The organism is Streptomyces sp. NBC_01166 (genome assembly GCF_045039765.1).
Lineage (GTDB): Bacteria > Actinomycetota > Actinomycetes > Streptomycetales > Streptomycetaceae > Streptomyces.
In genome coordinates this window covers 5,499,903-5,513,118 of sequence record NZ_CP108613.1, presented here as the reverse complement: position 1 = coordinate 5,513,118, position 13,216 = coordinate 5,499,903, and the positions used below count along the sequence as shown (strand labels likewise).

Genomic DNA, 13,216 nt, shown 5'->3' with positions numbered 1-13,216 from the left:
CGGGGCTCCTCCATGATCGCGTCCGCTCGTGCCGTCACGCATCGCCGTCACCCGCCCCGCGTGCGCCCGCGCACACGCCCTCCTCGCCGAGCGCCCAGCTCGGCACCCGGGAGGCACCCGCGGCGACCCCGGCGGGCAGCGCCACCGGGATGCGGTCGGAGGACAGAGCACCCAGCACATGGGCCTCCGGTGGTGTGGCGAAGGGTCGCGGCGGGCCGGCCGGATCCTGCGGATCCGGCGGCGTCGCCCAACGGGCCGGTGCGTGGCCCACCAGGTCGAGGTAAATGCCGCGAAATGCCGTGAGGTTCTGCTCGACGGTGAAGAGTTCGAGCGCCCTGGCGCGCGCCGCCGCGCCCAGGCGCGCGCGGCGCTCCGGGTCACGCAGGAGCGCGACGCAGGCGTCGGCGAGCGCCCGCGGATTGCGCGGGGGCACCACCAGCCCCGTGCCACCGACGACTTCGACGACGGCGCCCACGTCCGTCGAGACGGTGGCCCGGCCGCAGAACATCGCTTCGACCAGGCTGATGGGAAAGCCCTCGACGACGCTGGAGAGCACGACGACGCCACCCGCGGCGTAGGCCTCCGCGAGGTCGGGCACCTCGGGACCGCCGATCTCCTCGAAGGTGACCGGGTTGTCGCCGACGGCGTGTGCGTCCGTGGCCTCGTCGGGGAAGAGCTGGGCGGCCAGCGCCCTGCAGTGGGCGAGGTAGGTGCCACCCTCGCCCCCCTGGACGGGAGCGCCGAAGATGCGCAGCCGGGCGTCGGGCTCGGCCCTGCGCACCTCGGCGAAGGCGTGGAGCAGCGCGATCAGGTCCTTGGCGGGTTCGATCCGCCCGATCCACACCAGGGCGCCGGGGCCGCCGTGGTCGTCGCCCTCGCCCACGGCCCCGAACCGCTCCGCCTCCATGCCCGGGTAGACCGTGCGCAGCTTGCTGCGGTCGGCGCCGAACCGCTCCTGCCAGCGGCGGACATGGGTGTTGCCGGGGGTGATCAGCGCGGCCTGCCGGTAGACCTCGGAGGCGAGCAGCCCGTGGAAGTTGGCCAGCAGGGCGCGCACCGGCGCACCGAGCGGGGCTTCGGGCGCCGCGAGGTAGTGGGCCCGCAGCGGCACGCCGTGCTCCGTCACCAGCAGCGGCACACCGAAGAAGCGTTTGGCCAGCAGCCCCGGAAGAGCGGCCGCGCCGCCGGAGGCCGCATGACAGAGGTCGACCGCACCCAGGGTGTCCTCGTCGTACCAGTCGAGGGAGAGGGGGCGCAGGGTGCGCTCCAGCTCGGCCACGAAGGCGAGGTAGTCGGGGACGGTGGCGCTGTGGACGGTCCGCCCGGTGCCCGGCGCGCGGCAGGCCGCCTCCACGATGCGTACGGCCGTCTCGGAGCGCAGGGCGTGGTGCAGTCCCCCGCGCTCCCGGGCCAGTTCGGCCAGGCCGTAGAGGCCCTCCGTGAAGAGGCCGGCGGCCGTCCCGGCGTCCGTGCCCCCGGATCCAGGCCCCGCCTCCGGGCCGGCGCAGACGGCGCCGACGAGTGCCGTCATGTGCGCCGTGAAGCGCCGCCGGTCCCGTCGTCCGTACGAGCGCCCCAGGCCGGTGGCGATCCTCCCCGTCAGTCCCCTGGGGCGGCCGGTGTGCCGGGGGTCCTCCTCGTGCGTCCACATCGGCGCCGTCCGCACCCTGCCGACCCGGTCGGGGAGTCTGACCCAGCCCTGTTGTTCCTGGTCCGCGGAGCGGCTGAGGGCGAAGAGGTCGAACTCGTGCTGGGGAAGACCGCGCACCAGACGGTCGCACCAGAGTCTGGACTCACCGGTCGCATACGGATAGCCACCGTCCGTGAGGAGTCCGATCCGCACGAGCACACCCCCGATCTCCCTTGTGGGCAGCCGCCGTTGATCGGCGACTCGCAGCGGGGACGACCGTATGCGGATACATGGGCGGTGCGACGGACGGTTGTCCGTCGCACCACCGAAAGGGGTGAACCGGCGTAACTTTCCCGCCCCAGTCGCGTTCTGTTGCGATAAGCGGGGTGCCTGGTGACACAGAGTCAGGCTGCGGCCAGCTCCGAGCGGGTCGCACGGCGGGCAGCGGCGTGTGCGGGATCGAGCGCGGGTACGGCCGCCAGGAGCTGTCTCGTGTACGGGTCCTGCGGCGACCCGTAGACCTCGTCGACGACGCCCTGCTCGACGATCCGGCCCTGGCGCATCACTGCCACCCGGTCGCTGACCTGCCGTACGACGGCCAGGTCGTGGGCGATGAAGACGAGGCCGATGGAGAGCTCCCGCTGGAGCTCCGCGAGCAGTGCGATCACCTGGGCCTGGGTCGTGACGTCGAGCGCGGAGACCGGCTCGTCGCACACGATCAGCTTCGGCTCGGCGGCGAGGGCGCGTGCGATGCCGATCCGCTGACGCTGACCACCGCTGAACTCGTGCGGATAGCGGTCGTACCGGCCGGCGTCGAGGCCGACCCGCTCCAGCAGTTCGCGCACGCGGTCCCGGATCCGGGTCTCGTCGGTCTCCCCCGCGGCCCGGAGCGGATCGGCCACGGACTCGCCGATCGAGCGGCGCGGGTTGAGCGAGGCGACGGGGTCCTGGAAGACCATCTGGAGCTCGCGGCGGAACGGACGGAGGTCCCTCTCCGGCAGCGAGCCGATGTCCCGGCCGCCGTACCGCAGCCGGCCGGCCGTCGGGTCGGTCAGCCGCACCAGCATGCGCCCGAGCGTCGTCTTGCCGCTCCCGCTCTCCCCCACGATGCCGAGGGTCTCACCGGCGTGGAGGGTGAGCGAGACGCCGTCCACGGCGGTGACACGGCCGGAGCCCCGGCCGAACTCGCGCCGGAGACCGTCCGCCTCCAGGAGCGGCACGGCGTCCTGGGGCACGGTCCTCGGGCCGGGGACACCGGCCCGCTTCCCGTCGATCCTCGGGACGGACGCCAGGAGCTCGCGGGTGTACGGCTGCCGGGGGGCGCCCAGCACCTCGGCGACCGGGCCGCGCTCCACCGCACGGCCGTGCTGCATCACCAGGACGTCGTCCACGCTCTCCGCCGCGACGCCCACGTCGTGGGTGACCAGCAGCAGCCCCATGCCCGTCTCGCGGCGCAGGTCGTGCAGCAGGTCCAGGATCTGGGCCTGCACGGTGACGTCGAGGGCGGTGGTCGGCTCGTCCGCGACGATCAGCCGGGGTTCGCAGGCCAGCGCCATCGCGATGAGCGCGCGCTGCCGCATCCCGCCGGAGAACTCGTGCGGCCGGGACCGCGCGCGCCGGGCGGCGTCCGGGATGCCGACCCGGTCCAGCACCTCGACGGCCCGGGCCCTGGCGGCGCGCCGGGAGGCGGAGTTGTGCACCCGGTACACCTCGGCGATCTGGTCGCCGACCGTGTAGTACGGGTCGAGCGAGGAGAGCGGATCCTGGAAGACCATCGCGGCCTTCGCGCCCCGCAGCGCCCGCAGTCCGGCCTCGTCCGCCGCGCCCACGTCCGTACCGGCGACCCGGACGGTCCCGGTGACCCGGGCGCCGGTGCCCCGGTGCAGCCCGAGCAGCGCGGAGGCGGAGGCGCTCTTGCCGGAGCCCGACTCGCCGACGACGCCGAGGGCGGCACCGGCCTCCAGGGTGAACGAGAGCCCGTCCACGGCGCGGACGGTGCCGAAGTCGATGGTGAGGTCCTCGACCTGGACCAGCGGCGTTGTCATGACAGGACCACCCGTCGGTCGGCCAGCGCGTACAGCATGTCCGCGACGGCATTGGCGAGCACCACGAAGAAGCCGGTCACCAGCACCATGCCGACGACCACGGGCAGGTCGACGACCTTGACGGCGTGGACCAGTTCACGCCCGATGCCCGGGATCCCGAAGAGGGACTCGGTGAGCACGGCGCCGCCGAACATGGAGCCGAAGTCCAGGGCGCTGAGCGCGATCACGGGGGCGAGCGCACCGCGCAGCGCGTGCCGCCCGATGATGGCGCGCTCGCTGACGCCGTAGGCGCGGAAGGTGCGCACATGGTCCTCGGCGAGCGTTTCCAGCATGGAGCTACGGGTCAGCCGGGCGTATTTGGCGGACTCGATGAGCGCCAGGGAGACCCAGGGCAGCAGGAGCCCCCAGGCCCACTGCTCGGGGTTCTCGCCGAAGGGCACGTAGGTGGGCGACGGCAGCCACTGCAGCGTGGAGCAGAAGATGATGATGAGCAGCAGCCCGATGACGAAGACCGGGGTGGCGGTCCCGGCCAGGGTCAGCCAGGTGAGGACCCGCTCGGTGATCCGGCCCCGCCGCCAGGCGGACAGCACGCCCGTGCCGACGCCGAGCAGGATCCACAGGGCGAACGCGCCGATGACGAGCGAGCCGGTGACCGGCAGCTTGGTCAGGATCAGCTGCATGACCTGCTGGTCGCTCTGGTACGAGACCCCGAGGCAGGGTGCGGAGCAGTGCTCCACGCCCGTGCCGGTGGAGAAGTCGCGCCCGGCGACGATGCCCTGGAGGAAGTGCCAGTACTGCGTGTACACGGGGTCGTCGAGCCGGAGCTGTTCGGTGACCTGGGCGACCTGAGCGGGTGAGCAGCGCGGACCGCAGGCGATCTGGGCGACGTCGCCCGGGGCCACGTAGAAGACCGCGTACAGGATGACGGTCAGGGAGAGCAGCACGAAGACGGCGCCGCCGAGCCGCCGCAGCAGAAATCCGGTCACGATGCCTGCTCCTTCGTACGTTCCTTGCGCTCCTTGCGTCCGGTGCCGATCCGCAGCCGGGACGCGGCCCGTGGGTCGAGTGCCGTACGGACGCCCTCGCCGAGGACGGTCAGGGCGAGCACGGTGACGAAGAGCAGTCCGGCGGGCAGCAGGAGATAGGTGGGGGCCGACTGGTACCAGGTGTCGGCCTCGGTGAGCATCTGCCCCCAGGAGGGTGTGGGCGGCTTGATGCCGACGCCGAGGAACGACAGGGCGGCCTCGACGGTGATGTTGACGGGGAAGAGCAGCGCGGCGTACGTGATGACGGGCGCGGCGAGCGACGGCAGCAGTTCGCGCCGGGCGATGCTCCACCGCCCGCGGCCGCTCAGCCGGGCGGCGGAGACGAAGTCGAGCGACTTCAGCGCCAGCGCCTGGGCGCGCACGATCTTCGACGTCCCCGCCCAGTTGATGCCGCCGATGACCAGCGCGATCAGGACAGGCCGGGGGAAGGAGGACGGCACGATCGCGAGCAGGCCCAGGGCGATGACCATGAGCGGCAGGGCGACGTTGATGTCGGTGATCCGGCTGAGGACCTGGTCGACCCAGCGGTTGCCGAGGGCGGCCGCGAGCCCCACGACCACGCCGATCGCCACCTGGAGGACGGTGGCCGCGACGGCCACACCGAGCGAGACCCGGGCCCCGTAGACGACGCGGGCGAAGAGGTCGCGGCCGGTCTGCGGTTCGACGCCGAACCAATGGTCCGCGCTGATGCCGCCGAAGGAGCCGATGGGGACACCGCCGGCCGCCGAGTCGACGAGGCCGGGGTGGTAGGTGTCGGGGTCCTGGCCCGCGAGCGCGGCGAGCAGTGGCGCACCGATCGCGGTCAGGAAGAGCAGGAGGACCACGGCCGCCGCGACGGTGGCCGCGCGCTGGGCGCGCAGCCGCCGCCAGAACTGCCGGGCCCCCGAGGCGGGGGCGGCGACCGGCGCCGCTCCCGCCTCCTGGACCAGTAGTACTTCCGACATGGTTACTTGACCGCGGTCTGGGAGATGTCGAGGACGCCGGTCCAGTCACTGATGACCACGTTCTTGACGTCCTGGCCGAAGAGCCGCTTGTAGACCGGGTGGAAGAGCGGCACCGTCAGCGCCTTCTCGCCGATCTTCTTGTCGAGCGCGCCCCAGCGCACCGCGGCGGCGTCCAGGTCGGTGAGCTTGTTGATCTCGTCGATCTCCTTGTTGACCGACGCGTCGTTCAGGAAGCCGGTGTTGAAGTTGGCTCCGTCCTTCACGATCTGGCGGCCGTCGAAGATCGGCGCGAGGAACGGGCCGCCGGAGGGCCAGTCGGCTCCCCAGTGGGCGAGGAAGAAGCCCGGCTCCTTGGACGCGCTGTGGATGGTGTCGGAGTAGTCGTTGCTCTCCAGCCCCTTGAGCTCGACGGTGATGCCGGCCTTCTTGAGGGCGGCCTGGAGCGCCGTGGCGATCTCCGGGCTGGTCTCGAAGTCCTTGTCGTTGGAGTGCGTGAGGGTGACGGTCAGGCCCTTCGGGTAGCCCGCCTCCTTCAGCAGTTCCCTGGCCTTCGCGGCGTTACCGGTCTCGCCCGCCGGGAAGTGGTCGTAGGGCGTGTAGCCGAAGGACTTCTGGTTCGGCAGGTAGGTGGTGGCGGGCTCGGCGAGCGAGGAGCCGCCCGCCGCGTTGATCACGGAGGAGCGGTCGACGGCGTACGCGATCGCCTGACGCACCTTCGGGTTGTCGAACGGCTTCACCTTCGGGTTGAAGGCGATGTAGTTCGTGTAGCCGAAGTGGCCGGTACCGACGCGGGCGGCGAGCTTCTTGTCGCCCGACACCTTGGCGAGCTCGGCCGGGCCGAGGTTGGTGTCGGTGGTGACGGCCGCGGCGTCGGCGCCCTGCGACGCGGAGAGCCGCTGGTTGATGACGGCCGAGTCCAGGCCGGAGCGCACGTCGATCTTGTCCGGGTAGGCCTTGCGCTCCTCGTCGGTGTCGGCCGACCAGTGCTCGTTGCGCTCCAGGACGAGCCGCTCGCCGTCGTTCTCGTTCGAGACGACCTTGTACGGCCCCGAGGAGACGGGGTGCTCCTCGTACTTGGTGCCCGTGTCCTTGGCCTGGGGCACCGGGGTGGTCTGGGTCTGGGTGGCGAGGTACGGGAACTCGCCCTCGGGCTTGTTCAGGTGGAAGACGATGGTCTTCTCGTCCGGCACCTCGATGGAGTCGAGGCCCTTCTTGTCCTTGTACGGGCCCTGGTAGTCGGCTCCGCCGATCAGCCAGTCGCGCAGGTAGGGCGCGCCGCCGGAGAGTTCGGCGGCGAAGGACCGCTCGATGCCGTACTTGATGTCCGCGCTGGTGATCGCGGTGCCGTCCTCGTACTTCAGCCCGTCCTTGAGGGTGTACGTCCAGACGGTGGCGTTCTTGCTGGGCGTGCCCAGGTCGGTGGCGAGGTCGGGGACGACCTCGGCGCCCGCCGCACCGTTCTCCCGGTTGCGGGTGGTGAGCGTGCGGAAGACCAGGGACGGAACGTTGCCGCCGCCGGAGGTGTAGAGCCGCGCCGGGTCGAAGTCCTCCTGCGGGTTGCTGTTGAGGACCGTGAGCGTGCCGCCCTTCTGCGGCTTGCCCGAGGCGCCGGAGCCGCCGCCGCTTCCCCCGTTGTCCTGAGGCCCTGCGCAGGCCGCGAGGCCGGCGACCAGGGCAAGGCTGACAGCGGCGGTGGTCGCCACGCGGCGCGATATGACGGACGGCTGACTCATCGGAAGATGACCTCTCGGTGTGCTGCGGCAGGGAGGAGGAGACATGTCCCGCGGGCGCAGCGGGTCCTGCCCCGATGACGGGGAGGGGGACCGGATACCGGAATGCCGCGCCTGCGGACGGAGTACGCCCGGGCGCGGCGGAGAGGGGCCGACGATCCCGGAAAGGGCTCGTCAGGGGGCCGACGCGCGCTCGAGCAGGCGTCAGCGACAGAGAATGTCGGCTACGCAGTGCCCGGCCACGCCGAGGAGCGCCAGCTCAAGGGCGGCGCTCTCGGAGAATGCGGGGCTGCGTGACATGCGGAGAAATATGGACGACCCCTCTCCCGATGTCAACGCGCGCTGAGACGGCCGTCCCGCCATACGGACAGAACGGCCTCGGAGGTGACTCAACTCCCCGGATAGACCCAGGGGTTGGGGCGGCACTTGATCCCGTCCAGGTTCAGGGTCTTGGTCTGCTGCTGCATCACGGGCGCCAGGGCGCCGGGGGTGCGGCAGCTCACATGGTTGTGTCCCAGCCGGTGGCCGACCTCGTGGTTGATCAGCATCTGACGGTACGACAGGAGCTTGTCCGCCCCGAAGGTCGAGGCGCCCTGCGCCCAGCGGTAGGCGTTGATCATCACGCGCTCGGTGGCGGCCGAGTCGCAGGAGACGTTGTCCTCGGTGGTGTCGAGGCCGGACTTAGCGCACCAGACGCCCGTGGTCCCCGGGCTGGCGAGCGTGATGACGAAATCGGGTTCGCCGGAGGAGATCCGCTCGAAGGTCATGGTGCCGTTGTGCGCCCAGCTGCGGTCGTCGTTCAGCGTCTTCTGCACCGCCTCGGCGAACAGTCCCGCGTCGAGGCCCATCCCCTGTTCGACATCGATCCGGTACCGGTACTTGTGCCCCTTGCCGGGAGCCTTCGCCAGCCCCGGCACCGCCTCGAACTTCCCGGACGCCTTCAGGTCCGGCGCCAGCGGAAAGGCGGTGGCCATCTTCTGCGCGTACGACAGGGGCTTGACCTCCTGCCGCTGCACCTCGGGGGTCGCCCGGTCCACCGAACGGGAGGCGTCCTCGGAGTCCTGCCGGTCGACGCCCGTGGTCTGCGGGCCGTCCCCCGCCTTCCCCGAGTCCTGCGCCACCTGCCCGGCGACCACGACCGCGAGCACCGTGGTCACGGCGGCGGCCGCGATCCCCGTGAACGCGCGGCCCTTGCCTCCCTTGGCCGGCGGGGTGTCCTCGCCGGCCAGGGCCTCGTCGGGCCCGCCGGGCTCCATGGGGGTCCGGGCGGTGTCCTCGGGCGCAGCCTCGGGTGCGGGACGCGAGGGAGCGGTGTCGAAGGCCTCCAGGAACTCCCTGCGCGGGCCAGGTATCAGCGCGGCACTGCCGGTCTGCGGTCCGGCCGTGCGCCGCCCGGACGCCTGCTGCGCCGCCCGCTGCCGCTCCATGGCGTCCTGCCTGGCCCGGAAGAGCTCCTGGGCGCCGGGACCCTCCGGGTCCCTCCGGCCGTCGTGCCTCGGCTGCGGGTCCGTCCCCCAGCCGCCGCCCGGCTCACGCTGTTCGGGGTGGCCGCCGCGCACCTGCGGGGCCTCGTGGAAGAGGCTGTGGCCGTCCCGCTGAGGCGGTGTGACGGGATCCCGCCCGCGCCGGCCGGTGCCGCGTTCCGCACCGGTGCCCGCTGCGGTCCCGGTATCGCGCCGGGTGGCCTCGGGGCCCTTTCGGCTGTGTCGTCCCACGCCCCGGATCAGCTCCTGCCACGTTCGTCGAGCAGTTCCCGGAACGCCTGGGCGATCGCCTCCGGGTACTCCATCATCGCCACGTGCCCCGCCTCGGGCAGTGTCAGCAGGCGCGACTCTCGGAAGGCCGCGGACGCCCTGCGTGCCATCCGGTACGAGACCAGCTGGTCCCGTCCGCCGTACACCAGCAGGGTCGGTGCGAGCACCCGCTCGGCCTGGCGCCACAGCCCGTGCTGTCCGCCCAGCGTGTAGGCATCGACGATGCCCCGTGCCGAGCGCGTCATGGCGTCCCAGAAGTACGGCAGTTCAAGCCGGCGCTCCATCTCGGCCACCGCGTGGCGGAAGGCTTCGTCGGAGATACGTGCCGGATCGCCGTAACAGAGTGCCATGGCGCCGCGGGTGCGCTGCTCCGCGGTCCAGTCCCGGGTGAGCCGGACGAACAGCGATGCGACGCCCGGGAGTGCGAGCAGTGCGGTCGGCACGGCGGGCCGCTGGACCCGGATCTCAGGCAGGGCCGGGGAGATCAGCGTCAGGGTGCGCACCAGATCGGGCCGGACGGCCGCGACCCGGGTGGCAACGGCGCCACCCAAAGAATTACCGAAAAGGTGAACGGGACCGCGCCCGCCGGCGTCAAGCAGCCGGATCACCGCCCGGGCGTGTCCGGTGACGGAGTAGTTGCCGTCGTCCGGCGGCGGGGAGTCCCCGAAGCCGGGCAGGTCGACCGCCTCGCTGTCGAGCGTGTCCTCCAGCAGCGGCATGAGGGCGGACCAGTTCTGGGAGGAGCCGCCCAGCCCGTGCACGAAGAGGGCGGGATCCGCGCCCTCCGTCTCCGGCGGGCGGGAACGGACGGCCAGGGTGAGGCCGGGCAGCGCGACGGGGCGCAGCTCCTCACCCTCCGCGACCCGGACGGCACTGACCGTGGGTGCCACCGCGGCGGCGGCGGCGTTGATACCGGGCAGCTCGGTCGAAGACATGGAGGCAATGTTACGAGACGATCACGCGGTAGTTCATGTGTTCGCCGTCACAGGCCGCATCGCGCCTCTGGGGGGTTGCTCCTAGGCTGCAAGGGAAGGAAGGGAGCCATCATGACGGTCGACCCGAGCGACCCGGAGACATTCGAGGATCCGCAGCCGGACGAACCGGACCCCGAAGCCCCCGAAGCCGACACCGCCGAACAGCAGGCCGCCGTCCGGCCGGAGAGCGACGAACCGCTCACCGGAATCGATCGCTCCACCGCGAACGAGGCGGATGCGGCGGAGCAGGCCCGCGTTGTCACACAAGATGAGGACGATTACCGGTAAAACGCACCGCTTTGCGGCATGGGCCGACGTTTCTGCGGCTTCCGCAGCCGTCCGGTCCGTGAAATTCTGCGTCCGCGCCGCGCGCACCCGGGTTACTCAAAAGTACGATGGCCCGACGGCGCAGCGTTCACGGTACGGCTGTGTTCGATCACGAATTTGGGAGGCGGCGTGACAGCCATCGAGCAGACAGAGGCGGCGCGCCCGCGGGGCACCCGGCTGCCCCGCCGTGCCCGACGCAATCAGCTGCTGGGCGCCGCCCAGGAGGTCTTCGTCGCCCAGGGCTACCACGCCGCGGCGATGGACGACATCGCGGAGCGGGCCGGCGTCAGCAAGCCGGTGCTCTACCAGCACTTCCCCGGAAAGCTGGAGCTCTACCTCGCCCTGCTCGACCAGCACTGCGAGTCACTGCTCCAGGCGGTCCGTACGGCGCTCGCCTCGACCACGGACAACAAGCTGCGCGTCGAGGCGACGATGGACGCCTACTTCGCGTACGTGGAGGACGAGGGCGGCGCCTTCCGTCTGGTCTTCGAGTCCGACCTGACCAACGAGCCGGCGGTCCGCGAGAGGGTCGACCGGGTCTCGCTGCAGTGCGCGGAGGCCATCTCCGACGTCATCGCCGGTGACACGGGCCTGTCCAAGGACGAATCGATGCTGCTCGCGGTCGGCCTCGGCGGCGTCTCCCAGGTCGTGGCGCGCTACTGGCTCTCCAGCCCGTCCGGCATTCCGCGCGACTCCGCCGTACAGCTGCTGACCTCGCTGGCCTGGCGGGGCATCGCCGGATTCCCGCTGCACGGCGCCGATCAGCACTGAGCACGGCGTGAGCCGCGGCCGGTGTTCGCTGCGGGCGTTGCCGGTCGACCCGTGGTCCGTCCCTTCACCGGGCTAATGTGTGCTGCGTACGGCGCGGTTCACCGCGCAGAGACGGACCGTCGGAGGGACATAGCCGTGGAGGTCAAGATCGGGGTGCAGCACACGCCCCGCGAGATCGTTCTGGAGAGCGGACTTTCCGCCGAAGAGGTCGAGAGCGCGGTCGGCGAGGCGCTCAGCGGCAAGGCGCAGCTGCTCAGCCTCACGGACGACAAGGGCCGCAAGGTCCTGGTGCCGGCCGACCGGATCGCCTACGTGGAGATCGGCGAGCCCAGCACCCGACGGGTGGGATTCGGCGCGCTGTAGCCCGCGCGACACGGCAGCAGAGGTGGAGGCCCGGCGGAATCGTCCGCCGGGCCTCCACCTTTTCTCCTCCGGATCGGCTCGGTGTTCTTCCCTCGGCGGGGTTCACAGCGGCCGGGGAGGGTTGTATTCCGCAGGCCCCGGGTAAGACGGCCTACGACCGACCGACCGTCACGCAATCAGTAGCGAGGTGACCCCTGTGCTCTGGGAATCCATCAGCGCCGTCGTGCTCGGACTCACCCTGTCCTGGGTCGCGCTCCGCTCCCTGCCCGGCCGGCTCCCGTCCTCCCGCGTGGTGTTCGTCACGGGCGGGCTGGGTGCCCTCTTCGGCGCGTATCTGACGCACTCGACACTGGGCTCCGGCCATGTCCTGGCCACGCCCGCCGGCGCCGTGCTGGTCGGGGCGGTGACCCTGTCCCTGCTGATCCGCCCGCGCTCCGGCCGACAGGTGCGATCAGCGGCGGCCCAGTAGGGCCCACCGTCCGGATCAGGCCGCGAGGCCGAGCGCGGCCATCCGCTTGGTGTGCGCCTCGGTGATCCGGGAGAACATCCTGCCCACCTCGGCCAGGTCGAAGCCGTCCGCCACACCGCCCACGAGCATCATGGACAGGGCGTCGCGGTCCGCGACCACCCGCTGCGCCTGCGAGAGAGCCTCGCCCATCAGCCTGCGCGCCCACAGGGCGAGCCTGCCGCCGACACGGGGCTCCGCCTCGATCGCGGCCCGCACCTTCTCGACCGCGAAGTTCCCGTGGCCCGTGTCGTCGAGCACGGAGAGGACGAGGGAGCGGGTGTCCGTGTCGAGGCGGGCGGCGATCTCCCGGTAGAAGTCGCTGGCGATCGAGTCGCCGACGTACGCCTTGACCAGGCCTTCCAGCCAGTCCGACGGGGCCGTCTGACGGTGGAAGTCGTCCAGTGCCTTGGCGAACGGCTCCATGGCGGCGGCAGAGGATTCGCCGATGGCCGTGAGGCGGTCGGCCAGCTGTTCGAAATGGTGGAATTCGGCGGACGCCATCTTCGCCAGTGCCGCCTTGTCGCCGAGTGTCGGCGCGAGTTTCGCGTCCTCCGCGATCCGCTCGAAGGCCGCGAGTTCCCCGTAGGCGAGGGCGCCGAGCAGATCCACGACCGCGGCGCGGTACTGCGGTTCCTCGGACGCGGTGGCCCAGTCCTGGGCGGCGATACCGGTCGGGGCGGGTGCTTCGTCGGATGCTTCAGTGGCGTTGTCAGGCGTCTCCATGGAGCGCAGAATAGCCCGCCCCGCCGGGGACCGAAGGGCCCGCTCAGCGAGAGGCATCACACCGATCCGATGAATTCGCCCAACACGCATGCGCGAATCCGGGGTACAGTGGTATTGCGCTTACTGAGCATTTGCTGTGCCAGGAGCGCGACATTGAATGAGGATGCCCGGTCGGTGGCCCGATCGGCTCCGACCCGACAGCCCTCCACGCGGGGCGTACACCACGTACGACCGCAGATGAGGGGCCCCCTCAGCGGCACGAGCGCTCGAGCGACGGCAGTGGTCCCGCGCCACCCGGCCCATCCACGGCCGGATGACCAACCCCGGCACGGTACGACCCCCAGCGTTCGCCTCGGGCCGCGTCTCACAGAAGAGGCAGCACCCTGACTACGTTCCGCGAC

The 13,216-nt window shown here is 71.5% G+C and carries 13 protein-coding genes; 4 read left to right on the top strand and 9 right to left on the bottom strand.

Annotation, left to right across the window (positions count from 1 at the left end; genetic code table 11):
* Positions 1-34 precede the first annotated feature (34 nt).
* The 8 genes from OG379_RS25550 to OG379_RS25515 all read right to left on the bottom strand — a co-directional run bounded on the left by OG379_RS25550 (position 35) and on the right by OG379_RS25515 (position 10,084).
* The gene (locus OG379_RS25550) at positions 35-1,843 is read right to left on the bottom strand and encodes a DUF3492 domain-containing protein (protein WP_405665350.1); all 1,809 of its coding nucleotides are present in this window, start codon (positions 1,841-1,843) and stop codon (positions 35-37) included.
* Positions 1,844-2,034: 191 nt separating this feature from the next.
* Positions 2,035-3,675 carry a dipeptide ABC transporter ATP-binding protein gene (locus OG379_RS25545; RefSeq protein WP_405665349.1) on the bottom strand — a complete coding sequence of 547 codons (1,641 nt, stop codon included), beginning with the start codon at positions 3,673-3,675 and terminating at the stop codon, positions 2,035-2,037.
* Positions 3,672-4,661, bottom strand: a complete 990-nt coding sequence (locus OG379_RS25540; protein WP_393764267.1) for an ABC transporter permease — start codon at positions 4,659-4,661, stop codon at positions 3,672-3,674. Before OG379_RS25540 ends, OG379_RS25545 begins: the two co-directional genes overlap by 4 nt.
* On the bottom strand, positions 4,658-5,665 hold the full coding sequence (locus OG379_RS25535) for an ABC transporter permease (RefSeq protein WP_393764269.1): 1,008 nt from the start codon (positions 5,663-5,665) through the stop codon (positions 4,658-4,660). Before OG379_RS25535 ends, OG379_RS25540 begins: the two co-directional genes overlap by 4 nt.
* A 2-nt stretch (positions 5,666-5,667) precedes the next feature.
* Complete coding sequence (locus OG379_RS25530) at positions 5,668-7,398, bottom strand: ABC transporter substrate-binding protein (RefSeq protein WP_405665348.1); 1,731 nt, start codon at positions 7,396-7,398, stop codon at positions 5,668-5,670.
* A gap of 201 nt (positions 7,399-7,599) precedes the next feature.
* Positions 7,600-7,695 (bottom strand): Ms4533A family Cys-rich leader peptide, encoded by a 96-nt coding sequence (locus OG379_RS25525; RefSeq protein WP_405665347.1) that lies wholly within the window; start codon positions 7,693-7,695, stop codon positions 7,600-7,602.
* An 89-nt stretch (positions 7,696-7,784) separates the two neighbouring features.
* Positions 7,785-9,110, bottom strand: coding sequence for a DUF3152 domain-containing protein (locus OG379_RS25520; RefSeq protein WP_405665346.1), 1,326 nt, complete (start codon positions 9,108-9,110; stop codon positions 7,785-7,787).
* Between the two features lie 8 nt (positions 9,111-9,118).
* Entirely contained in the window at positions 9,119-10,084 is a 966-nt protein-coding gene (locus OG379_RS25515) for an alpha/beta fold hydrolase (RefSeq protein WP_405665345.1), read from the bottom strand.
* A gap of 111 nt (positions 10,085-10,195) precedes the next feature.
* On the opposite strand from OG379_RS25515, the gene OG379_RS25510 reads away from it, so the two are divergent.
* From OG379_RS25510 to OG379_RS25495, 4 genes are all read left to right on the top strand, one after another.
* The gene (locus tag OG379_RS25510) at positions 10,196-10,411 is read left to right on the top strand and encodes a hypothetical protein (protein WP_405665344.1); all 216 of its coding nucleotides are present in this window, start codon (positions 10,196-10,198) and stop codon (positions 10,409-10,411) included.
* 168 nt (positions 10,412-10,579) lie between these two features.
* Complete coding sequence (locus tag OG379_RS25505) at positions 10,580-11,221, top strand: TetR/AcrR family transcriptional regulator (protein WP_099174612.1); 642 nt, start codon at positions 10,580-10,582, stop codon at positions 11,219-11,221.
* Positions 11,222-11,356: 135 nt separating this feature from the next.
* Positions 11,357-11,584 carry a DUF3107 domain-containing protein gene (locus OG379_RS25500; RefSeq protein WP_056793994.1) on the top strand — a complete coding sequence of 76 codons (228 nt, stop codon included), beginning with the start codon at positions 11,357-11,359 and terminating at the stop codon, positions 11,582-11,584.
* A 196-nt stretch (positions 11,585-11,780) separates the two neighbouring features.
* Complete coding sequence (locus OG379_RS25495; protein ID WP_393764282.1) at positions 11,781-12,053, top strand: hypothetical protein; 273 nt, start codon at positions 11,781-11,783, stop codon at positions 12,051-12,053.
* A gap of 15 nt (positions 12,054-12,068) precedes the next feature.
* Here OG379_RS25495 and OG379_RS25490 read toward each other — a convergent pair whose 3' ends face one another.
* Complete coding sequence (locus OG379_RS25490) at positions 12,069-12,815, bottom strand: ferritin-like fold-containing protein (RefSeq protein WP_393764284.1); 747 nt, start codon at positions 12,813-12,815, stop codon at positions 12,069-12,071.
* Positions 12,816-13,216: the final 401 nt, after the last annotated feature.